Annotated in this window: 27 protein-coding genes; 17 read left to right on the forward strand and 10 right to left on the reverse strand. The window is 67.8% G+C overall.

The window, feature by feature from the left end; all coding sequences use genetic code 11:
• Positions 1–200: 200 nt before the first annotated feature.
• Both AB0915_RS17680 and AB0915_RS17685 read right to left on the reverse strand, forming a co-directional pair.
• Positions 201–641: a hypothetical protein gene (locus AB0915_RS17680; protein WP_366691948.1), complete on the reverse strand. Its 441-nt coding sequence runs from the start codon at positions 639–641 to the stop codon at positions 201–203.
• 274 nt (positions 642–915) lie between these two features.
• Complete coding sequence (locus AB0915_RS17685; RefSeq protein ID WP_366691949.1) at positions 916–1,359, reverse strand: hypothetical protein; 444 nt, start codon at positions 1,357–1,359, stop codon at positions 916–918.
• A gap of 330 nt (positions 1,360–1,689) precedes the next feature.
• Between AB0915_RS17685 and AB0915_RS17690 the strand changes: the two genes are divergently transcribed.
• Entirely contained in the window at positions 1,690–2,274 is a 585-nt protein-coding gene (locus tag AB0915_RS17690) for an RNA polymerase sigma factor (protein WP_366691950.1), read from the forward strand.
• Positions 2,267–2,968 (forward strand): hypothetical protein, encoded by a 702-nt coding sequence (locus AB0915_RS17695; RefSeq protein WP_366691951.1) that lies wholly within the window; start codon positions 2,267–2,269, stop codon positions 2,966–2,968. The genes AB0915_RS17690 and AB0915_RS17695 overlap by 8 nt, the downstream gene beginning before the upstream one ends.
• An 8-nt stretch (positions 2,969–2,976) precedes the next feature.
• Here AB0915_RS17695 and AB0915_RS17700 read toward each other — a convergent pair whose 3' ends face one another.
• Together AB0915_RS17700 and AB0915_RS17705 are read right to left on the reverse strand one after the other, a co-directional pair.
• Complete coding sequence (locus tag AB0915_RS17700; RefSeq protein WP_366691952.1) at positions 2,977–3,411, reverse strand: CBS domain-containing protein; 435 nt, start codon at positions 3,409–3,411, stop codon at positions 2,977–2,979.
• 214 nt (positions 3,412–3,625) lie between these two features.
• Positions 3,626–3,925: a hypothetical protein gene (locus AB0915_RS17705; RefSeq protein ID WP_366691953.1), complete on the reverse strand. Its 300-nt coding sequence runs from the start codon at positions 3,923–3,925 to the stop codon at positions 3,626–3,628.
• Between the two features lie 727 nt (positions 3,926–4,652).
• Here AB0915_RS17705 and AB0915_RS17710 point away from each other — a divergent pair.
• The 6 genes from AB0915_RS17710 to AB0915_RS17735 are packed head-to-tail and all read left to right on the forward strand — an operon-like array spanning position 4,653 to position 10,300.
• Complete coding sequence (locus AB0915_RS17710) at positions 4,653–5,390, forward strand: DUF1684 domain-containing protein (RefSeq protein ID WP_366691954.1); 738 nt, start codon at positions 4,653–4,655, stop codon at positions 5,388–5,390.
• Between the two features lie 48 nt (positions 5,391–5,438).
• On the forward strand, positions 5,439–6,956 hold the full coding sequence (locus tag AB0915_RS17715; RefSeq protein WP_366691955.1) for an ABC transporter substrate-binding protein: 1,518 nt from the start codon (positions 5,439–5,441) through the stop codon (positions 6,954–6,956).
• A complete protein-coding gene (locus AB0915_RS17720; protein ID WP_366691956.1) occupies positions 6,956–7,921 on the forward strand; it encodes an ABC transporter permease in 966 nt (321 codons plus the stop codon). The genes AB0915_RS17715 and AB0915_RS17720 overlap by 1 nt, the downstream gene beginning before the upstream one ends.
• On the forward strand, positions 7,918–8,745 hold the full coding sequence (locus tag AB0915_RS17725; RefSeq protein WP_366691957.1) for an ABC transporter permease: 828 nt from the start codon (positions 7,918–7,920) through the stop codon (positions 8,743–8,745). The genes AB0915_RS17720 and AB0915_RS17725 overlap by 4 nt, the downstream gene beginning before the upstream one ends.
• Positions 8,742–9,539 (forward strand): ABC transporter ATP-binding protein, encoded by a 798-nt coding sequence (locus AB0915_RS17730; RefSeq protein WP_366691958.1) that lies wholly within the window; start codon positions 8,742–8,744, stop codon positions 9,537–9,539. Before AB0915_RS17725 ends, AB0915_RS17730 begins: the two co-directional genes overlap by 4 nt.
• The gene (locus AB0915_RS17735; protein ID WP_366691959.1) at positions 9,539–10,300 is read left to right on the forward strand and encodes an ABC transporter ATP-binding protein; all 762 of its coding nucleotides are present in this window, start codon (positions 9,539–9,541) and stop codon (positions 10,298–10,300) included. Before AB0915_RS17730 ends, AB0915_RS17735 begins: the two co-directional genes overlap by 1 nt.
• 6 nt (positions 10,301–10,306) lie before the next feature.
• Here the strand turns inward: AB0915_RS17735 and AB0915_RS17740 are convergent, their stop codons facing one another.
• A complete protein-coding gene (locus tag AB0915_RS17740; protein ID WP_366691960.1) occupies positions 10,307–11,005 on the reverse strand; it encodes a response regulator in 699 nt (232 codons plus the stop codon).
• Positions 11,002–12,600 (reverse strand): sensor histidine kinase, encoded by a 1,599-nt coding sequence (locus AB0915_RS17745; protein ID WP_366691961.1) that lies wholly within the window; start codon positions 12,598–12,600, stop codon positions 11,002–11,004. The genes AB0915_RS17740 and AB0915_RS17745 overlap by 4 nt, the downstream gene beginning before the upstream one ends.
• A 218-nt stretch (positions 12,601–12,818) precedes the next feature.
• Between AB0915_RS17745 and AB0915_RS17750 the strand changes: the two genes are divergently transcribed.
• The 6 genes from AB0915_RS17750 (at position 12,819) to AB0915_RS17775 (ending at position 17,507) form a co-directional block, all read left to right on the forward strand.
• Positions 12,819–13,634, forward strand: a complete 816-nt coding sequence (locus AB0915_RS17750) for an ABC transporter ATP-binding protein (RefSeq protein ID WP_037693453.1) — start codon at positions 12,819–12,821, stop codon at positions 13,632–13,634.
• Positions 13,624–14,487: an ABC transporter permease gene (locus tag AB0915_RS17755; RefSeq protein WP_366691962.1), complete on the forward strand. Its 864-nt coding sequence runs from the start codon at positions 13,624–13,626 to the stop codon at positions 14,485–14,487. Before AB0915_RS17750 ends, AB0915_RS17755 begins: the two co-directional genes overlap by 11 nt.
• A 45-nt stretch (positions 14,488–14,532) precedes the next feature.
• Positions 14,533–15,570: an ABC transporter substrate-binding protein gene (locus AB0915_RS17760; RefSeq protein WP_366691963.1), complete on the forward strand. Its 1,038-nt coding sequence runs from the start codon at positions 14,533–14,535 to the stop codon at positions 15,568–15,570.
• A gap of 345 nt (positions 15,571–15,915) precedes the next feature.
• Positions 15,916–16,380 carry a hypothetical protein gene (locus AB0915_RS17765; RefSeq protein WP_366691964.1) on the forward strand — a complete coding sequence of 155 codons (465 nt, stop codon included), beginning with the start codon at positions 15,916–15,918 and terminating at the stop codon, positions 16,378–16,380.
• 84 nt (positions 16,381–16,464) lie between these two features.
• Positions 16,465–16,974 carry a DUF664 domain-containing protein gene (locus AB0915_RS17770; protein WP_366691965.1) on the forward strand — a complete coding sequence of 170 codons (510 nt, stop codon included), beginning with the start codon at positions 16,465–16,467 and terminating at the stop codon, positions 16,972–16,974.
• A gap of 293 nt (positions 16,975–17,267) precedes the next feature.
• Positions 17,268–17,507 (forward strand): DUF6296 family protein, encoded by a 240-nt coding sequence (locus tag AB0915_RS17775; RefSeq protein WP_366691966.1) that lies wholly within the window; start codon positions 17,268–17,270, stop codon positions 17,505–17,507.
• A gap of 33 nt (positions 17,508–17,540) precedes the next feature.
• Here the strand turns inward: AB0915_RS17775 and AB0915_RS17780 are convergent, their stop codons facing one another.
• A complete protein-coding gene (locus tag AB0915_RS17780) occupies positions 17,541–18,020 on the reverse strand; it encodes a VOC family protein (protein ID WP_366691967.1) in 480 nt (159 codons plus the stop codon).
• Positions 18,021–18,167: 147 nt separating this feature from the next.
• A complete protein-coding gene (locus AB0915_RS17785) occupies positions 18,168–18,464 on the reverse strand; it encodes a hypothetical protein (RefSeq protein WP_366691968.1) in 297 nt (98 codons plus the stop codon).
• Between the two features lie 510 nt (positions 18,465–18,974).
• Between AB0915_RS17785 and AB0915_RS17790 the strand changes: the two genes are divergently transcribed.
• The gene (locus AB0915_RS17790) at positions 18,975–19,103 is read left to right on the forward strand and encodes a hypothetical protein (protein ID WP_366691969.1); all 129 of its coding nucleotides are present in this window, start codon (positions 18,975–18,977) and stop codon (positions 19,101–19,103) included.
• Positions 19,104–19,191: 88 nt separating this feature from the next.
• Here AB0915_RS17790 and AB0915_RS17795 read toward each other — a convergent pair whose 3' ends face one another.
• Positions 19,192–19,383, reverse strand: a complete 192-nt coding sequence (locus AB0915_RS17795) for a DUF6381 family protein (RefSeq protein ID WP_358862302.1) — start codon at positions 19,381–19,383, stop codon at positions 19,192–19,194.
• Positions 19,384–19,523: 140 nt separating this feature from the next.
• Between AB0915_RS17795 and AB0915_RS17800 the strand changes: the two genes are divergently transcribed.
• Together AB0915_RS17800 and AB0915_RS17805 are read left to right on the forward strand one after the other, a co-directional pair.
• Positions 19,524–20,219: a ribonuclease H gene (locus AB0915_RS17800; RefSeq protein WP_366691970.1), complete on the forward strand. Its 696-nt coding sequence runs from the start codon at positions 19,524–19,526 to the stop codon at positions 20,217–20,219.
• A gap of 133 nt (positions 20,220–20,352) precedes the next feature.
• A complete protein-coding gene (locus AB0915_RS17805; protein WP_366691971.1) occupies positions 20,353–21,090 on the forward strand; it encodes a CDP-alcohol phosphatidyltransferase family protein in 738 nt (245 codons plus the stop codon).
• Here AB0915_RS17805 and AB0915_RS17810 read toward each other — a convergent pair.
• Entirely contained in the window at positions 21,056–21,505 is a 450-nt protein-coding gene (locus AB0915_RS17810) for an adenylyltransferase/cytidyltransferase family protein (protein ID WP_266989053.1), read from the reverse strand. The genes AB0915_RS17805 and AB0915_RS17810 overlap by 35 nt on opposite strands.
• Positions 21,506–21,547 lie beyond the last annotated feature (42 nt).

The following is a 21,547-nucleotide window of genomic DNA, read 5'->3' on the forward strand; positions in this document are numbered from 1 at the left end:
GTATCGGGGCGACCCTCCGCCTTGCGATCGCACGCACCAGACGCCGCCTGGCCCGCCCTACGGGCGGACGACGCTACTTTCGAAACACGCCCTAGAGGGCTGTTGGCTCCGGAGAGGGGGCACGCCGATGAAACGGGAAGGCGCCCCTCGGGGCGTGTCCGAGAGGCGCCATGGCCGATGGCCGGTCAGGGGATGGGGCGTCAGTTCCAGAGCCGGTATGTCACGACTCTGGGCATCTCCGAGGGCCTGCTGTCGGTGAAGACGAGGCGGAGCTGGGTGTAGTGCCGTTGGTGAGGATTCTTGTTCAGCGGCTCCGAGCGGTCGAGCCTGACGGTCACGGGGTAGGGGTGGAACGTGCCCGCGGCGCAGTACGGCTGGCAGTCGTTCACCACGTTGAGCCCGCGGCCCGCGGCGAAATTCGGTTTCCAGTCCGACCACCGCAGTGCGGTGAGGATGCTGTTGCCATCCCCGCAGGCGATCAAGAACTCGTTCGGGCGTACTTGAGGATGCGAGAAGCAGTCGACGATCACCACGTCGGCGGGTGACCGTGTCCTTGTGGAAGCGGATGCCGGTGCGACCGCTGTTGCGAGCGATGCCGCGGCACAGATCAATACCGCTGCCTTCAGCTTGTGTCTCTGCATGTCCGCTCCCAGCCGTCTCTCTCCGAGCCCATCTGGCCTACTTGTACCGCCTGGTCCGCCCCGGGGTGCGATCCGCGACTTCGGAGCAGACACTGGACGGCGCTGCCGGCCCCTTCTCAACGGTTGTTCCGGTATCGACGCTACGACCGCGTTCAGGGGTGCACCACCCGCACAGGTAACAACTTCGCAAAGTGGCAGAAATGTGCACACCTGTACGTGCGCGAGCGGACTCCGTGAAGGCGTCGGAGGTGACGAAGCGGGGCCGTGTCCCCGTTTACGGCAAGCGCGCCGGCGGAGCCTTCATGCGGGGAGCTTCTCGGAGTCGCAGATCCGCAACCCGCCCGGCGCCGCCCTCCTTGAGCCAGGCCAGAAAGGTGAGAACGAAGATGCCTTCCACCAGCAGGGACAGGACGCCGTACGGTGGCTCCCAGCCGGCTTCGCGATAGTCCGGCAACCCGACGGTGCGGGACAGCAGGAATCCGATGATCATGCCCATGCTGGTAGCTGCCCCGATGAGCCAGACGCCGACCGGTTGCCTCTGAAGGACGAGTCCCGCGGCGACGCAGAGCATCACCACGCTGCCGACCAGGAACAGGACGCCGATGTAGGGCATCTCCTCCAGGTGGGAGGGGACCAGCGAGAGATGGATCACCGCATTGGCCAGGGCGCAGAACGCCGCGGTCCCGCGCAGTGCGAGGTGGGTCGTGCGAGACGTCATCACGACTCCAGGGGTCTGAGGCGGCCGACGCCGCCGTGCTTCTCGCAGGGGCTGCGGACCGGGCCACGCCGGGGCGCTTCCGGTGCCCGCCCAGCCTTCCGGTTCTGGGACCGGTCGGCCACTGTCATTCGTAAGAGCGTGCCTGTGTTACCTACGGTGCTGCCGGGCCAAGGGTTCATGATCGGCCCGGTCCGGGCGAGTCGGCGTGGCGCGTTCGCGCCAGGAGGCTCCAGTACATGGACCGCGACGCGGGCTCTGTCCCAGTTCTCCGGCAGCGCCGAGGGTTGCCGGGCGGAGGCAATCCCTGGGGGCTCGTGTTACGTAGGGAGTATGCGCAGGATTGGCATTCCCCTGGAGCGGGTGCCCGACGAAGCGCTGCTGGCCGGCCTCATGACCGGCGATCCCGAGGTCGCCGTGGCCTTCGTTCGGCGGTTCCAGCGCCGGGTTTTCGGCGTGGCCGTCGCTGTGGTCGGAGACATCCAGCTCGCCGAGGACATCGCGCAGCAGACCTTTGAGCGCGCCTGCCGACACGCTCAGGTCTACGACCCGCGCCGGGGATCGGTGCCCACCTGGCTGGCGGCCATCGCACATAACCTTGCGATCGACGCCGTACGTGCCCGCAAGACCACTCCAGTCGACCCCACAGACCTGGAGAACATGATGGAGACCGTCACCAGCACGCCGGAGCGGCAGGCGCTCTCCGCCGAAGCCGCAGCGGAACTACGTCGAGCGGTTGCCGCGCTGCCGCGCGATCAGGCACGTGCTCTGGTGATGGCCGGCATCTACGGGATGACGGCTCAGCAGGTCGCCGATTTCGAGAAGATCCCGCTCGGTACCGCCAAGACCCGGATCAGGGCAGCCATGGGAAAGCTCCGCGCGTCCCTCGCAACCAGGCAGGCGGACCACGATGACTGATGCCCGTGGATTCACCTGTGAGCAGCTCCGGGAGATCGGTGCGGAGCTGGCGCTCGGCGTTCTGCCCGCCAAGGAGCGGGCCGGGGCGATGGACCACCTGGAGCACTGTCCCGCCTGCCGCGAATACATCCACGAGCTGGTGGTCACGGCGGATGCACTGCTGGATCTTGTCCCGGGAAGCGAACCGCCGGTCGGCTTCGAGGACAGGGTGATCGACCGGCTGGGACTGCCCTCCGGGCGACGACCGCTCCGGCGCGTACGGTGGCGTCGCTTCGCCCTCGCTGCGGCCGCAGCCGCGGCGGGCCTTGCCCTGGGTGGCGGTGGTTGGGTGCTCGGCGCATCCGTCGGCCGTCCCGCCCCGGTCGCGCCGATCGTCTCTCCGGTGCAGCCGCAGCTGCTCACCGCCCGACTCGCCCACGGGGGCGAGTCGCGCGGGCAGGTTTTCCTCTACACCGGAGCCTCGCCCTGGCTGTACATGGCAGTGGACGCCGAAGGACACTCCGGCACCGTCCGGTGCGAGGTGCAACGAGCCGATGGCTCCACCGTCCAGGTCGGTTCCTTCAACCTCAGCAAGGAGGGCTACGGCGCCTGGGGCGCGCCCTACCCCGCCGGCACGGCGCCGGTCACCAGCGTCCGCCTGCTCACCGCTGACGGCTCCGTGCTCGCCGACGCCACCGTCGGACAGTCCTACTGACCGGACGTCTAAGCGGTCGCGTACACGCGGCTCGCGAACTCGGCGATCTGTGCGTCGCTCAGGTTCTTCGCGAGATTGGCCTCCGTGATCATGCCGACCAAGCGGTGGCCGCCCTGGACATCGATCACCGGCAGCCGCTTGATCTGATGTTCCTCCATGGTCGTCAGGACCTCGGAGGCATCCGCTTCGGCATCGATCCAATGGACCTTGGCGCTGAGGGACCCGGCCTGCACGGTCGCTGGGTCGACGCCCTCGGCGCAACACGTGATGACGATGTCACGGTCGGTGATCAAGCCGGTGAGCCTGTTGTTGTCGCCGCAGATGGGCAGGCAACCGACGTTGAGATCGCGCATCATTGTCGCCACATCGAGCAGTGACTGGTGCGCGCCGACGCACTGTACGCCACTGGACATGATGTCTCGCGCTCGCAGCTTGGCAGCCATGATTTCCTCCGTCCTCGACAGCATTTCCCCTCCGTCTTCGATCACAACACGAATGGCTCAGCGTCGCTCCCCGGATGTATCGGCGAAGGAGTGGATCCCGAATCGGCGGTGGCAGGGCACGGATCCGGGCGCTCGCGCAACCTGTCATGGGCCGTCGCCCGTGAGTGTCGGCCCGGCGACTGTGCGGCGCGGTCGACATCCGGACCGCTGACCGCTACGGCTCCACGTGGCCGAATCCCACCTCGAAGCGCTCGACCGAGACAATCCGTTGGCCTTCCCTGTGGGCGACTTCCTCGCGGAGCCGGGTGGCCCGGCCCTCGCTGGCCTGCATGGCCTGCTCGTCATCCCACAGCGTCAGGGACGTGGCCTTCCCGGAGGCTCGGTCGACGAGGTAGTACACGCCCCGGAAGCCGGAATCCTTTCGGATCTGCTCGAGAATCGCTTCCCAGTTCGCGGTCAGGTTTCCCTCCGCGGGAACCGGTGAACCCTGATAGGTGCTCAGCCTCGCGAACATGGCTGCCACCCCTTTCCTGGCAGGCTGCCGGTCGAGGAGACAAGCAGCCTCAGGACCAGCGTGCTCCGGCAGGCCGCACGCCGCATGCCGAGCATCGCCGACATGCGTCCACCGGCCCGGCGGGCGATTCGCGCGGTACGAGATGCGCGCCAGGCTGCGAACCGGCGGTGACGGCATGCCTGACACCCGTCGAAAGGCGTGTCTCCCTGGCGGGGACCGCCTCTCGTTGCGCTCGTACCCCGTTGCCTGCGTTCCCGGCCCATGCGAGCAGTCGCGCGCGCCGAACGCTGCTCCTGCCTCCAAGGAGTTCCGCAGCAAGCTTCTTGATGGTGAGTCAGATGATGGTGTGATTCGCATCGGCAGGAACGCCGGACGGAGGCGAGGCCGCATCCGGCCGCGCCGCAGGGGATGGCGGGACCCGGTTGGAGGGACGCGGAGACGACGGCGGGCGGCGGGCATGTTCGGCATCGACGAGGGCGGGGCTCAGGTCACCCTCGGTGTGCGCGCGCTGTCGATTCGGTCGGCCGGGGGCGACTGTGACATCGACAGCGGTTCGGATTCGATGCCTGCCTGCCGATGGCCAGGCTGACCTGCGGCTCCCGCCCCGGTCTCACTATGCAGTCCAATTTGACATTAGCTCGCCTTATGGAAGATAAAGAAGGTCCTTTGGGCTGAACTTCACGCAGTGTGACATTCGACGTGTGGCAGCCAGCGATCTTCTACGTGAATGAGTAAAGCCGTGTCCCACGCCGCCGTCCCGGATCAGCCGACCGACCCCGCCGCGGACTGGGAGGCATGGCGCGCCGAGCGGCGCCGCTCGGTCACTTCGCCCGCGGGGAACCTCGCTCTCGTCGAGACCCGCTGGGCCCCCGCCGGTGAGCGCCCCGACCTCGATGCGGCCCGTGCCGGACAGCCGGAGACGGTGACGGTCACCACAGTCGAGCGCACCGACTTCGTCACCGGGGGTCCCGAGCACGGTCTGCGCTTTTGGGACGCGCAGTCGCCCGCGATCCAGAACTTCGATCACACCGATGTCTTCCCGTACGACCCGGCCTGGGTGCTGGAGGCTTCGTACACCCCGGTGCCCGGTGCCCGGCGGGTCGGGTTCGAGCACATCCGGGACAACGGCGGCACCCGTGACCTCGCCGTGCCCGGAGACATCGTGCTCACCCTGGACGGCCGGGACTACACGCTGAGCGCCTTCGACGACGACGGCACCCTGCTGCTCGTCTTCGGTGACCCCACCAACGGCGACACCACCTACGGCGCCGGGCGCTTCCTCTTCGTCACCCACGTCGGCGAAGGCCGTGTCCTTCTCGACTTCAACCGCGCCTTTGTGCCGCCCTGCGGATTCTCCGACCAGTACAACTGTCCGATGCCGCCGCGGCAGAACCGTTTCCACCTGCCCGTCGAGGCCGGTGAGAAGCGCCCCGTCTTCCGCGACGGCTTCCTCGCGCAGCACTGATCACCCCCCTCGCACTCCCGCCTCGCAGCACGAAAGCGCATTCTCCTGATGAGCATCAAGAAGACCTCCCTGTACGGCGGCGCCACCGCCGCTGCCCTCGCCCTGACCCTCACCGCCTGCGGCGGGGGCTCCAACGGGGGCGGCGCCGCGGGAGGGGCGTACGACAAGAACGCCACGGTCAACATCGGTTCGCTCTACGAGCCGCAGAATCTCGACAACACCGCGGGCGGTGGTCAGGGCGTCACCGAGGCGCTCAACGGCAATGTGTACGAGGGTTTGTTCAAGCTCACCGACGACGGCAAGGTCGAGAACCTGCTCGCCCAGGACTACAAGGTCAGTGACGACGGACTCACGTACACCTTCACCCTCCGCGACGGCGTGAAGTTCCACAGCGGCAAGAAACTCACCAGCCAGGACGTCAAGTACAGCCTGGAGAAGGTGATCACCAAGGACTCGCAGTCCGCGCGCAAGAGCAATCTCGAGGTCATCAAGTCCTTCGAGACACCGGACGCGCGCACGGTGAAGGTCCACCTGTCGAAGAAGTCGATCTCCTTCGTCTACAACCTCTCCTACGTGTGGATCATCAACTCCGCGGCGGAGGGCCTCAAGACGAGCGAGGACGGCACCGGCCCGTACCGGCTGGACAAGTGGACCCACGGCTCCGCTCTCAGCCTCGACCGGTTCGCCGGCTACTGGGGTGAAGCTGCCAAGAACAAGCAGGTCGTCTTCCACTACTACAAGGACGCGACCGCACTGAACAACGCGCTCCTGACCAACGCCGTGGACGTCGTCACGAGCGAGCAGTCGCCCGACGCCCTCGACCAGTTCAAGAGCAACCAGAACTACAAGGTCAACAACGGCGATTCGACGACCAAGCTGCTCCTCGCCTTCAACGACAAGGCCAAGCCGTTCACGGACGTCAAGGTCCGCCAGGCCGTCTCCGCCGCCATCGACGACAAGAAGCTCCTGGAGTCGGTCTGGGGCGGCTACGGCAAGCTCATCGGCTCGATGGTGCCGCCCACCGACCCCTGGTACGAGGACCTCACCAAGGTCAACGGCTACGACACCGCGCGCGCCAAGAAGCTGCTCGACGAGGCCGGATACCAGAACGGCTTCACCTTCACCCTCGACACCCCGAACTACGACCCGCACCCGACCGCGGCGACCTTCATCAAGTCGCAGCTCGCCAAGGTCGGCATCACTGTCAAGATCAACACGATCACGCCGGACGAGTGGTACACGAAGGTCTACAAGAACCACGACTTCACGGCCACGCTCCAGGAACACGTCAACGACCGCGACCTGGTCTGGTACGGCAACCCCGACTTCTACTGGGGCTACGACAACAAGCAGGTCACGAAGTGGGTCGAACAGGCCGAGCAGGCCTCCGGCACGGCTGAGCAGACCGAGCTGCTGAAGAAGGTCAACCGCCGGACCGCCGAGGACGCGGCCAGCGACTGGCTGTACCTGTACCCGCAGATCGTCGTGGCGAACAGCAAGCTCTCGGGGTACCCGGTCAACGGACTCAACTCGCAGTTCTTCGCCTACGACATCGAGAAGGGCTGATGGCGCGGTATCTCCTGCGCCGTCTCGCCTTCCTGCTGGTGTCGCTGGCGCTCGCGAGCGTGGTCCTGTTCGTGCTGCTGCGGATGCTGCCGGGCGACCCCGCCAACGCGCTCACCTCGGTGGGCGCCAGCCCCGAGCAGATAGCGGCGGCGCGGCACTCCATCGGCTCAGACAAGCCGCTGCCCGAACAGTTCGTGCACTGGATCGGGCAGTTGGCGAGCGGTGACCTCGGTACGTCGTTCGTCAGCTCGCTGCCGGTCGCGCCCGAGGTCGGCTCGCGGCTGAACGTCACCATCCCGCTCACGCTCGCCGCGTTCGTCCTGGCAGTCCTCATCGCCGTCCCGGTCGGCTTCGTGGCTGCGCACCGGCGCGGGACCTGGTACGGCGCGCTGCTCAGTGGAGTCTCCCAACTGGGCATCGCCGTGCCCGTGTTCTGGCTCGGGATGATTCTCATCGCCGTGTTCGCCCTGAACGCCGGCTGGCTTCCCGCGGGCGGCTTCCCGCAGGACGGCTGGTCCCAGCCGTCCGAGGCGATCCGCTCACTCACCCTGCCCGTCATCACCATCGCACTCGTGATGAGCGCCTCACTGATCCGCTACGTCAGGTCGGCCACGCTCGACGTACTGGACAGCGACTATCTGCGTACCGCGCGAGCGCTGGGCTCGTCGTTCGGGCAGGCCATGTGGCGGCACGGGCTGCGCAACGCCTCGGTACCGGTGATCTCGATCCTCGGCATCGAGCTGGCGTCCACACTGTTGGGCGCGGTCGTCGTGGAGTCGGTGTACGCGCTTCCCGGCCTCGGCTCACTGCTCGCGACCGGCATCGCACAGCACGACTATCCGGTGATCCAGGGCGTGCTGTTCGTCTCCACGCTCGCGGTGCTGATCATCGGCTTCGCGGCCGACTTCGTGCAGCGGATCATCGACCCGCGGCTGCGGGGCAGGCTCTCGGGAGGTACCCGATGAAGCAGTCGACGAAGCGCTCGTACACCTTGAGCGTCGGATGCGTACTGGCCGGCCTGATCGCTCTGCTTGCGCTGGTCTCGGCCCTCTGGGTCCCGTACGCCGCCGACGACACATCCGGCGGACGGCTGACGGGCCCCGGCGCGGGACATCTGCTGGGCACCGACAAGCTCGGCCGTGATCTGTTCACCCAGCTGATGACCGGCTCCCGGGTCGCCTTCGAGGCGGGCCTGGGCTCGGTCCTCATCGCGGCCGCGGTCGGCGTCACGCTGGGGGTGCTGGCCGCGTTCGCCCAGGGCTGGCTGGACGACACGCTCTCCGCGTTCCTCGACATCCTGATTGCCTTCCCGACGCTGTTGCTGGCGATGCTCATCGTCGCCGCCCACTCGGCCACACTGGGGTCGGCCGTGCTGGCGATCGGCCTCGCGCAGAGCGCGGTCGTGGGACGGCTCGTGCGGATCCTGGTCAAGCGGATCCTGGCGCAGGACTACATCACGGCCGCGCGCACGTCCGGCACCTCGTGGCCGCGGATCGTGGCCGGGCATGTGCTGCCCAACATCTGGCCGACGCTCGTGGTGAACCTGGCTCTCCAGTTCGGGCTCGCGGTGCTGGCCGAGGCCGGCTTGTCCTACCTGGGTCTGGGAGCACCGCCGCCCAACGCCTCGTGGGGCCGCATGCTCCAGGAGGCGCAGGCCACCTTCACCACGGCCCCGGCCGGCGCGCTCGCCCCCGGCATCCTGCTCGTCCTGCTCGTCATCGGCGTGAACCTCATCGCCGACGGACTGCGCGACACCCTCGACCCGGCGGCCCGACGGAGGCGCGCATGAACATCCTCGACGTGCGCGACCTCGGGATCCGTACGGCAGACGGGCGCACGCTCGTCGACGGCCTCTCGCTGACCATCGCACCCGGCGAACGACTCGGCCTCATCGGAGAGTCGGGCTCCGGGAAGTCGCTGACCACCCTCGCCGTGCTCGGCCTGCTGCCCGACGGCATGACGGCCACCGGCGGTGTCGAACTCGCCGGCACCCAGATCGTGGGCGCGAGCGAGAAGCGGCTCACCGGCGTACGCGGCCGGGACGCCGCCATCGTCTTCCAGGAGCCGCTCACCGCACTCGATCCGCTGATGCGCGTCGGCAGGCAGATCGCCGAACCGCTGGGCAGAAGACGAGGGCTGAGGGGCGCCGAACTGAAGCGGGCCGTCATGGACGCGCTGGAGCAGGTGCGGCTGCCCGCGCCCGACCGCATCGCCCGCGCCTTCCCGCACGAAATCTCCGGCGGGCAGCGGCAGCGCGTCGCGCTCGCCATGGCACTGGCATGCGACCCGAAGCTGCTCATCGCGGACGAGCCGACGACCGCGCTCGACGTCACCGTGCAGTCCGACATGCTCGACCTGCTCGACACCCTCGTACGGGAACGGGACATGGCCGTTCTCTTCGTCAGCCACGACCTCGCAGTCGTCTCCAAGGTCACCGATCGCGTCGTGGTGATGAAGGACGGCCGCGCCGTGGAGGAGGGCGACGTCCGCACGATCGTGCGGGAGCCGCGTGAGGAGTACACCAAGGCGCTGGTGGCGAGCGCGCGGCAGCTGGAATCGGCTCTTGACCTGAGGAACGCGTGATGACGCCCGTACTGGAGCTGAACGGAGCCTCCTTCGCCTACCGGGGACACACCGCACCCGTCGTCGAGGACATCTCCTTCACCGTCGAGACCGGGCACAGCCTTGCCCTCGTCGGCGAATCGGGAGCGGGCAAGACGACTCTGCTGCGGCTGCTGCTCGGGCTCGCCCGGGCGACCTCCGGCACCGTCCGGTTCGACGGCGACGAGCTGAAACCGCGCGACCGACAGCAGATGCGGCGTTTCCGGCGCAGTGTGCAGTGTGTCTTCCAGGATCCGTACTCGTCGCTGGACCCGCGTCGGCGCGTCGGCAGCATCGTGTCCGAACCACTGCGCTCCCTCGGTATCGACAGCCGGAGCACGGCCGCGCCCAAGGTGGCCGAAGCCCTGGAACGGGTCGGACTCCCGGCCGACGCCGCCGAGCGCTATCCGCACGAGTTCTCCGGCGGCCAGCGCCAGCGCATCGCGATTGCGCGCGCGACCGTGTGCGACCCGCGGGTGCTGCTCGCCGACGAACCCGTCAGCGCACTCGACGTCACGACCCGGGTCAAAGTCGTCGACCTGCTGAACGAGTTGAAGCAGGAGCAGGGCCTGACTCTCGTCATGGTCTCCCACGACCTGTCGGTAGTGGCCTCGCTGTGCGAACGCACCGCCGTCCTGGAGAGCGGCCGCATTGTTGAACAGGGCGAAACCGGACAGGTGCTGGGTGCTCCCGCGCACCCGTACACACGTCGCCTGGTCGACAGCGTGCCGCGTCTGCCCTAGAGGAGCTCAGCTTGCCCTGGCCCACGCGTAGCGGTGTTCCGGTCGGCCGGTGTCGCCGTACTTGAGACTGAGTCTGATGCGACCCGCACTCTCCAGATACTTGAGGTATCGCTGGGCCGTGGAGCGGCTCAATCCGGCGCGGACAGCGACCTCGTGTGCCGACAGCGGTTCGTCGGCTGCCGACAGGACGTGGCGGATGACGTCGGCGGTGGGCGCGGAGTGCCCTTTGGGCAGGCCGGCCGCGGCAGCGGCCTGCGGAGTACGAAGCGCCCCGAAGATCTGGTCGACCTGCTCCTGCCCGGCCTCGCCCCGGCCGCTCCCCACGCCTGCGAGAGTGCGGCGCAGGGCAGCGTAGCTCTCCAGCTTGGACTTCAGACCGCCGAAGCTGAAGGGCTTGACCAGGTACTGCAGGGCGCCGTAGCGCATGGCGGTCTGCACAGTCGTGACATCCCGAGCGGCCGTCACCATGATCACGTCTGCCGTGTGGCCGCGCTGGCGAAGTCGCCGTACGAGCGTCAATCCCGTCTCGTCCGGAAGATAGTGATCGAGCAGTATGAGGTCGACATGCTCGCGCTCGAGCACAGACAGTGCCTGGGCGGCGGTGTGCGCGCGAGAGACGACGCGGAAGCCGGGCACCTTGGCCACGTACGCCGAGTTGATCTCGGCCACACGGAAGTCGTCGTCCACCACGAGGACGTCGATCATTGAAACTCTCCCACTTCGGTCAGCTTCCGGACGGCGAGTGTCTCGGGCAGGACAACGGTGAAGACCGCGCCACCGCCGGCTTTGGCACTGACGCGGGCCACGCCGCCGTAACGCTCCGCGAGACGGCGTACCAGTGCCAGGCCGAGCCCACGGCCCCGATGCGCGGGGGACTCCTTGGTGGACCAGCCCTCGGTGAAAATCTGTTCGCGCAGATCGGGCGCTACGCCAGGGCCGTTGTCGCTGACCCGCAGGACCGCTGTGGTGCCCTCCGCGAAGAGCTCGACTTCGATGACGGAAGCGACGTCCAGCGCGTTGTCGATCAGGTTGCCCAGGACGGTCACCAGATCGCGCGGGTCCACCACCACGTCGGGAAGCAGGGTGCCGGGGGAGATGCACAACGTTGCGCCCCGCTCTGCCGCGATGGCCGACTTGCCCACCAGCAGAGCGGACAGCAGGGGGTCATTGACGCGTTCCGCGACCTGCTCCGCCGACGCCCGCTGACCATGGGCCACCTCCACGACGAACTCCATCGCCGCGTTGTGCCTCCCGAGTTCCAGCAGCCCGAGCAGGGTGTGGAGCCGGTTGGCATGCTCGTGGTCCTGGGCGCGGAGCGCGTCGAGAAGGCCGTGCGTGGAGTCCAGTTCGCGGCCGAGCAGCTCCAGTTCGGTGCGGTCGCGCAGGGTGACCACAGCGCCGCCGTCACCGGTCGGCATGCGGTTGGCGATCAGCACGCGTCCCCTGCAGACGGTGAGCAGGTCCGCGCCGTCGACCTGCCCGGCCAGCACCTCTGCCGCACGGCCTGGGGGCAGCACCTCGCCCAGCGAACGTCCGACGGCGTCCTGGGTCAGTTCCAGCAGGCGTTGCGCCTCGTCGTTCAGCAGACGGATCCGCCCCCGGGCATCGAGGGCGAGAACTGCTTCGCGGATGCTGTGCAGCATGGCCTCGCGCTCGTCCAGCAGCGCTGAGATGTCGGCGAAGGCCAGTCCGTGCGTGCTGCGCTGCAGGCGTCGCGAGAGGGCCAGGGCAGCAAGCACCCCTGCGGCAAGCGCAGCCCCCGCGTAGAGCAGAAGCCCGGGAATGGTTCCGAGCAGGCGCTCGCGGACGCTGTCGTAGGCCATGCCCACCGAGACGGCACCGACGATGGTCCCGCGGCTGTCGCGGAGGGGGACCTTCGCGCGCGCTGAGCGGCCCAGGGTTCCGTTGTCGATCTGCATGATTTCCCGGCCGGCCAGGGCCGTGCTGGGATCGGTGGAGACGTGCTTGCCGATCTGTCGGGTGTCGGTGTGCGACCAGCGGACCCCGCGGGTGTCCATGACCACGATGTAGAGCGCATCGGTGGCCTGCCGGATCTGCTCTGCCTCGGCCTGTACCGGACCGTTGGGGCTGGGCTCGGTGCTCGTCAGCTGGTGCACCAGCCCGGGTTCGGCGGCAGTGGTCTGGGCGATGGACAGGGCCTGACGCATCGCCTGGTCGTCCAGCTGGTGGCTGAGCGGGGCAAGGAAGAGCCCGGTGACGAGCATGACCACCCCGGTCGTGATGGCCACCTGTGTGAGCAGGACCTGCGCGAAGACACGGCGGGGCCAGTGAATCCGCATGCGTTCGTCCTCTGCCCTTCCGCCAGCTTGGAACCCGAAGCTCCGTTTTGCCTTGTGTGAACGCAACGTAAACGCCGCTGCCGCCTCTGACTAGTCCTCGTAGCGCTTTCGTGCTGTGAGCGTGAGCAGAACGAGCAGAACCGCGGGTTATGGGCAGAAGCCGGAGTTGTGAGCGCAAGGGTGCCGCCGTGGCCGGGACGCGCCTAGCGTCCCGCCCCATGAACAGCGAAACGAGCCCCGCCATCGAGCTGCGGGGGGCGAGCAAAGCGTTCCGGACTCCGTCGGGGGCGCTCCACACCGCCGTACGAGATCTGGACCTCACGATCGGACGCGGTGAGTTCGTTGCCGTGGTGGGACCTACCGGCTGCGGCAAATCGACCACGCTGACCCTGGTCAGCGGCCTGGAGGAGCCCACCGAGGGCGAGGTGCTGGTGGCCGGTGAGCCGGTGCGCGGCATCGGCGACAAGGTCGGCTTCGTCTTCCAGCAGGATGCGGTCTTCCCCTGGCGCACCGTGCTCTCCAACGTGATGGCAGGTCCCCGCTTCCGGGGCGTACCGAAGCCCGAGGCGAAGGAACGAGCCCGGGAGTGGCTTGCCCGGGTCGGCCTGTCCTCCTTCGAGGACCGCTATCCCCACCAGCTGTCCGGGGGGCAGCGCAAGCGTGTCGCGCTCGCGGCCACCTTCGTCAACGATCCCGAGATCCTGCTCATGGACGAGCCCTTCTCCGCACTTGATGTGCAGACCCGGGCACTGATGTCGGACGAACTGCTGGAGTTGTGGGCCGGGACCGGCGCCTCCGTCGTCTTCGTCACCCATGACCTGGAGGAGTCCATAGCGCTGGCCGACAAAGTCGTGGTCATGACCGCGGGACCGGCCACCGTCAAGGAGGTCTTCGAAATCGACCTGCCCCGCCCGCGCAAGGTCGAACAGGTGCGTCTGGAGCCCCGGTTCCTCGAGATCTACCGGGAGATCTGGTCCTCGCTCGGCGAAGAGGTTCGCATCACCCGCGAGAGGGGTGCTCTCCATGTCGCCTGATTCCATCACCGCGAGCGCCGCCGTGACCAAGACCGAGCGGACCCAGGCCAGAGCGCGGGCCAGCCGCAACCGCAGGTTCCTGGTGCTCGGCAGCCGGATCGCACTGCTCTTCGCGGTCATCGGGTTGTGGGAGTGGATGGCCCGGACCGCGGTCATCGACCCGTTCAACTTCTCCATGCCGTCGAAGATCTGGGACCAGATCCGCACCTGGGTCGTCGACGGCACCGCCCAGGGCTCCTTGTGGGAGCAGATCTGGTACACGCTCTACGAAGCGCTGCTCGGCTGGGTCATCGGCGTGATCGCCGGTGTGCTGCTCGGTATCGCGCTGGGCCGGATCCGCTTCGCCGCCGATGTCCTGGGCCCGTACATCAAGGTGCTCAACGCCCTGCCGCGCATCGTGCTCGCCCCGATCTTTCTGATCTGGTTCGGCCTCGGCCCCGCCTCGAAGGTGGCCTCCGCGGTCGTCCTCGTGTTCTTCCCCGTCTTCTTCAACGCCTTCCAGGGCGCCAGGGAGGTGGACCGCAACCTCGTCGCCAACTCCCGCATCCTGGGGGCCAGCAACCGCCAGGTCACCTTCCAGGTGGTCATCCCCTCGGCCACGTCATGGATCTTCACCAGCCTGCACGTGAGCTTCGGCTTCGCGCTCATCGGCGCCATCGTCGGCGAGTACATCGGCGCCACCAAGGGTCTCGGGCTGCTGGTCGCCGCTTCCCAGGGCACCTTCAACGCCGCCGGTGTCTATGCCGCCATGGTCATCCTGGCGATCGTCGCGCTGCTGGCCGAAGGGTTGTTGACCTTCCTCGAGAAGCGGCTCTTCCGCTGGAAACCCGCTGACGCCGACACCTCACGCTGACACCGCCCGCCATCCCATTTACTTCTTCACAAGGACGTGAAACTGATGCGTAGATACACCCGGATCTCGGCCGCCGCCGTCGCAGGCGCACTCGCCCTGACCACTCTGACCGCATGTGGCGGAGACTCCACTTCCGCCTCCGGCGACAAGGACGTCAAGGTCAAGATCATGGTGGGAGGCCTCGACAAGGTCATCTACCTGCCCGCGATGCTCACCGAGCGCCTGGGCTACTTCAAGGACGAAGGGGTCTCGGTCCAGCTTCTGACCGAGCCCGCGGGCGTCCAGGCCGAGACGGCCCTGGTCTCCGGTGATGTGCAGGGCACCGTCGGCTTCTACGACCACACCCTCGACCTTCAGGTGAAGGGCAAGCAGGTCGAGTCGGTCGTGCAGTTCTCACACGCTCCCGGCGAAGTCGAGATCGTCTCCAACCAGGCGGCGGGCGACATCACGTCGGCGAAGGACTTCAAGGGCAAGAAGCTCGGAGTGACGGGCATCGGCTCCTCGACCGACTTCCTTACGAAGTACCTCGCCGTCAACAGCGGTGTGCAGACCAGTCAGTTCACACCCGTCGCGGTCGGAGCGGGGCAGACTTTCATCTCCGCCCTCCAGCAAGGCTCCATCCAGGGCGGTATGACCACCGACCCGACCGTCGCCACCATCCTGGACAAGAAGCTCGGCAAGATTCTCATCGACATGCGCACCCCGGAAGGCTCCAAGCAGGCGCTCGGCGGGCTCTACCCCTCCTCCAGCCTCTACATGCAGACCGAGTGGGTGAACAGCCACAAGGAAACCGTCCAGAAGCTGGCCAACGCCTTCGTCAAGACGCTGAAGTGGATGTCTACGCACAGCGCCGACGAAATCGCGGCCAAGATGCCCGCCGACTACGCGCAGGGCGGCGGCACGGCTCTCTACGCGCAGGCCATCAAGAGCACGCTGCCCATGTTCACCACGGACGGCGTCATGCCCGCGGACGGCCCCGCCACCGTCGAGCGCGTGCTGAAGTCCTTCAACCCGAACCTGAAGAACGCCAAGGTCGACCTCGACAAGACCTACACCACCGAGTTCGTCAAGAACGCGGGCTGACCGCACGCGTCGATCGCGCCTGCGCACCGGCGGGCCGGCTCGCCGGTAAGTCCCGGTGCGCAGGCGCCTCCGGCTCACGCGACGACCTGAATGACGCACCCACTGGTCGGCGGAGCCCCCGCACTCGAACGACCCGCCTCGGCGGACACGTCGTTCCCCCGGGGGTTCCGCTTTCCTGCGAACGGCGGAACGCGCGGCACGCGGCCGAAGCGACACCGATGGGCGCCCGGGCAGAGACGGCACGCGTGATCCAGCACCGAGAGGCGGAACCTCTCCGCGAGGCGCCTTTGCCGCCTTCTGGCTAAGGTCGACGAGGGGCCGAGCAGCTGATCGACGGAGACTCTCATGATCATGAAAGTGGAAACACGCGATGTGGCCCCGCGCCTTGCCACTGGAGCGTTCATCCTGAACTCAGGGTTGAGCAAACTGAAAGCGGACGAGGAGACGGCCGCGGGCGTGCACGGCACGGCCTGCGTGGCCTACCCGTTCCTGAAGAAGTTGGACGCACAGCGCTTCACCCGGCTGCTCGCCTGGTCGGAGATCGCGGTCGGCGGAACACTGCTTGCTCCCTTCGTTCCGACCCCACTGGCCGGACTTGCCCTGACCGGGTTCTCCGGCGGGCTGGTCGGCCTGTACCTCCGGATCCCCGGAATGCGGGAGCCCGGCAGTCTGCGACCTACGCAGATCGGCATCCCGCTGGCCAAGGACTCGTGGATGCTGGGGATGGGGATCGGCTTCCTGGGCGCGGCTTCACGCTGGGGAGGCGGGTGCACGACCCGGCGTCGGCGGCGCCGGTGCGGACGGCACTGACGGGACGACCGGCGCCGGACCGGCGGCGCTCATCGACGCGTGTCGATGGCAGGGCCCAGGTGCGGAAGCGGCGATGGTGATCGCATGAAAAGCGCGGACCTTTTGGCGGATGCGTTCACACGAGTCCAGGAATCGGTGCACTCGGCGGTCGAGGGTCTTTCCGCCGACGACCTGCACGTGCGGCTCGACGAGGGCGCCAACTCGATCGCATGGCTGGTGTGGCACCTCACCCGGATTCAGGACGACCATGTCTCGGACGCGTTCGATGTGGAACAGGTCTGGTTCTCCCAGGACTGGGCCGCCCGATTCGACCTGCCTTTCGAGGAGGGAGCCACCGGATACGGGCACAGCAGTGAACAGGTCGCGTCCGTGCAGGTGGGTTCGCCAGAACTGCTGCTCGGCTACCACGACGCGGTCCACGGGCGGAGCGTCGACTTCATCCGTGGGCTGGACGCCAGGTCGCTGGAACGCGTCGTGGACGAGGCCTGGTCGCCGCCGGTCACCCTCGGCGTCCGGCTGATCAGCGTCATCGCGGACGACCTGCAGCATGTCGGCCAGGCCGCATTCGTTCGGGGCTCGCTCGAGCGTCGGTAGAACCGGACGCCTACGGGGCGGCTGCCCAGGGGTCCTGGACCGTGCGCCCGGCCGACCGTCATGGTGACGGGTGCGGTGCGGCACCACTGCAGCCGTCGGCCGCGGTGCCGGCCGCCTGTGCAGCCGCCCCTTCGCCGGCATCCATCACCGGCGGCAAGGCACTCCAGGGCTCCACGGCAGGCCGACTCCTCGACCGCGACGGAACCGTCCTGAGGCACGTCGCCTTGCTGTGGGCGACAATGGAAGACGCAGGCAGGGCACTCGCAGCCGCCGATTCTGGTCCGGAGCCACCCATGGATTACCCGGAATGTTATGAGCTGGTATTTCAGGCGTCCGCCGTCGAGGACGACACCGTGATCGTTCGGCGCACCGCGAAAGAGGGGGCCGGTGGCTACCCCATCTACGAGGACGAGACGGGAATCGTCCGCGCGGAGATCAGCGAACTCGGTGAGATACGGATGCTGGCCACGGGCGGACACCAGGTGTTCGGAACACCGCAGGTCCGCGCGGTCACCGAGCACACCGAGCCCTGAGGAGACCGCGCGGCCTCGACTGCCCTGTGGACCTCAAACCCCCGCGTGGGCCTTCTGAAGTGCGGCGATGTCGAGCTTCTTCATCGTCATCATGGCTTCGGTGGTGCGGCTCGCCTTCACTGGATCAGGGTCGCCGATCCAGTCGATGAGTACGTTCGGCACGACCTGCCACGACACGCCGTACTTGTCCTTGAGCCACCCGCAAGGACCTTCCTCGCCGCCTTCGCAGAGCCTGCTCCAGTAGTAGTCCACTTCCTCCTGGTCGTCGCAGGGGATCTGGAACGAAATGGATTCGTTGAAGGTGAACTGCGGTCCGCCGTTCAGTGCGACGAACTTCTGGCCGTTGATCTCGAACTCGACGGCCATAACGGAACCGGCCGGACCCGGCCCGGCCTCGGAGTAGCGGCCCACCCTGCCGAGCTTCGAGTTCTTGAAGATCGACATGTAGTGGTCCGCCGCATCTTCGGCCTGCCCGTCGAGCCACAGGCACGTGGTGAAGCCTTCGCTGGTCATCGTTGCCTCCTCGGCATAGGGGTATGTCCACCGATACCGACTGATTCAGCGCCGAAAACTCATCGCTGCCCGGTGCAGAACAGGGGACGGGCTGCCGTCCGCCATTCGGCAGCGAACCGGCGCATCGTCGTGAACCACTCCGCGGGATCACTGTGCGTGACAGGTGTGCAGTGGTGATGTCGGCATGGGGGGCGAGGTGCTGTACGCGAAGCGCAACCGCTCCAGTCCCGACAGCGCCATCGCGCGCTTCCGGGCGCTGCCGGTCACCCGAGTGCTCCACGCGTTCGAGCAGGCCCTGAGCGGTACCGCCCGCTGGAAGGCCCAGCCACGGTCGAGCGACCGCCGGCCGGTTTCCGTGACCGCCGCCTTGACGAACCGCCGGTCACCGTCTTCGAGCGTCCGCTCCTCGGTGGGGAGCCAGTTGCCGTGCAGGCCCAGCGGCACGTGTACAGAGACGCGGACCCGGGCGACCGAAGCCGATCCCGGGTTGTCGGCGAAGATGACGATCAGTCAACTGCTTGCTTCTGTACGGTCGGTGGTGTTCCCCCACGGCTTCGAGTTCCGGTACTGCCCTCGGTGTCCTATTGGTGGATCGCGTCGCACTCGCCGGGCGGCGGGTGGACCTCGCCGGCCCCCGCGGCGACGGCGAAGGATGTTATTGATGACTGATCAGATGTTCTTCGATCCAGAGAAGTTCGATGCGCGAGGCGTCCAGTTGCGTACGGTGCACCGTGCCGCCGAACGGTCGGTGGACGCCTGCACAGACCGCCGGGGTTCGGGCGTTCTCCCTGGTCGGGGCGCCCAAGGAGAGGTGCGCCCACTGGATGTACTCCAGCACGACGTCGCCGCCACCGGGGAAGGTGTCGTAGGCGTTCGCCGTCTGTCGGAGCCAGAACGCCTCGTCCGGGGCGTGGTGTTCGCGGTCTGCGCGATTCTCGCACCGACGCGGGCCCGATGACGTCCGGGACGGGCCGGCTCAACTGGATCATCCCCGTCGCCCTGCTGGTTCTGGCGGTCCGCTTCACCCGGTGCTACCCGGAGTACGTGAAGCAAAGCGCGGCCACGGCACGTGTCGGGGTCTGAATCGTGGCTGAACGGAAGCGAGGCCGATGGCCTGCCGCTCACTCATGGAAGAGCGGCAGACCATCGACCATTCACGTGGTACGGCTGCTTACTTGGGCCGGCGCGTGTCGCCGGAGCCCAGGTTGCCGAGCTGCTCGCTCTGCTCCTGCAGCTTCCGCGCCTTCTCCTGGAGCCGTTGACGCTGCTCCGGGTCGGTCGCGCGCTCCGCGGCCTCGGTCAGATGCCGGGCCTTGTCGCGCATCTCCTGGGCGCGGCCACTGGTTTCGCCTGCAACGCTCATCGTCACTCCTAGGACGGTAGGGAAGAGCGGGCTCATTCAGAGAACCAGCGTCCGGCTTTCACCGCATGCCGAACCGTTACGCTGCGTTACCGGCCGCCTGTGGGTCCGTGGACCGGATCGGCGCTGGCATGATCAAGGGTATGAACGAGCGCATCATCGCCGCGTGTGACGGGGCATCGAAGGGGAATCCGGGGCCTGCGGCCTGGGCATGGGTCGTGGCCGATGCGCAGGGGACTCCGCAGCGTTGGGAGGCGGGGCCGCTGGGCACCGCGACCAACAACGTCGCCGAGCTCACCGCACTCCAGTCGCTGCTGGAGGCCACGGATCCGGCCGTGGAGACCGAGGTCAGGATGGACTCGCAGTACGCGATGAACGCGGTGACGAAGTGGCTGCCGGGGTGGAAGCGCAACGGCTGGAAGACCTCGGCCGGCAAGCCCGTGGCCAACCAGGAGCTGGTGGTCCGCATCGACGGTCTGCTGAGCGGCCGGACCGTCCGCTTCGTTTATGTGCCGGCCCATCAGGTGGACGGGGATCCGCTCAACGCCCTTGCCGACCAAGCGGCCAGCGAGGCAGCCGTGACGCAGCAGGCGGCTGGTACGGAGCACGGCTCCCCGCCGCCGACGCCCGCACCGGCCAGGGCGACCGAGAGCCGAAGCGGCGGCGCGGCGGCGAAGAGGAAGACGGCGGGCGCGGCACGCCCCACGCGCACCGGAGGCACCATCCGGGCCAAGTTCGCCGGGCGTTGCCACTGCGGAAAGCCGTACGCGGCGAAGGACATGATCGCGAAGAATCCGAACGGATGGGGCCACCCGGAATGCAGGTCCGCGCCCGCCTGAGCCGACAGCCTGCCGGGCCGGGACCGAGGGAGTGCTCACCTGACAGAGGTTCTCCGTGCCATGATGCGGCTCCGACCACAGCGCTTTCGGTGTTCCGCCGGCGCTGCGGGAACGGCTGGACGCTGGGGGGCGGATGGGATCCACGGGCACGGTGCTGCGCGAATTGCGCGGCGCGCAGAAGACCGCAAAAGGTGTGTCGCTCTACTCGCGGTACGTCAACCGCCCGGCCGGGCGTGTGCTTGCCGCGGGCGCTTACCGGATCGGGCTCACGCCCAATCAAGTCACCTTGGTCAGTGCGGCCTTCACTTTCACCGCAGTTGCCTCGGTGGCGCTGGTCCGGCCCTCCTGGGGGCTCGCCTTCGCCGTGTATGCGGGGCTGGCCGTCGGCTTCGCCTTCGACTCGGCCGACGGGCAGCTCGCCCGGCTGACCGGACGCGGCGGGCCGGACGGAGAGTGGCTGGACCATGTCGTGGACTGCGCCAAGCTGATCCTCGTACACACCGCCGTACTGATCTCGTTCCACCGGTTCGCGCAGCTGCCCGGCGAGGGATGGCTGCTGCTGCCGCTGGGTTTCCTGTTCGTCGCGGTGCTCACCTTCTGCGCCGGGCTGCTGCGCGAGCAGCTCGGCAAGGCGGCCGCCCGCCCCGCACCGGCCGGCCGTGCCACGGCCCCGGCCCCGGTGTCCCGGGTGCGGGCCGTGGCACTGCTCCCCGCCGACTACGGGGTGTTCTGCCTGGTGTTTCTGCTGTACGGCGACGAGACCGCGTTCCGTATCGGCTATGCCGCACTCGCCGTCGTGCACGCGCTGTTCCTCGTGGCGTTCCTCGTCAAGTGGTTCAGGGAGCTGAAAGTGCTCCGGGCTGAGGACTGACGAGGGTGTCCAGCGCCCGGCGCAGCTGGGTGCTGGACGTGTGCACGGTGTACGGGAAGTAGACCACCTCCACACCGACCTCGGCGAAGTCGCGTTCGAGCCGTTCCCCCTTTTCCGTGCCCCGCCAGTCGTCCCCCTTGAAAATGACGTCGAACCTGACCTGCTGCCACGTCTCGACCTTGTCGGGAACGGTCTCGACGAACGCCGCGTCCACATAGCGCACACTGCGGACGATCTCCAGCCGCTCCGGCAGCGGGATCACCGGCCTGTGGCCCTTGGCGAGCGCGGCCATCTCGTCCGAGACGACCCCCGCCACGAGGTAGTCGCACTGGCTGCGGGCATGCCGCAGGATGTTCAGGTGCCCTACGTGGAACAGGTCGTAGACCCCCGGCGCGTAGCCGACCCTGTGCACCATCCGTTGTCTCCCCCCACGGTGAACATGATGTCCGTGTTCCGG

The organism is Streptomyces sp. NPDC048411, from assembly GCF_040704695.1.
Classification (GTDB): Bacteria; Actinomycetota; Actinomycetes; order Streptomycetales; family Streptomycetaceae; genus Streptomyces.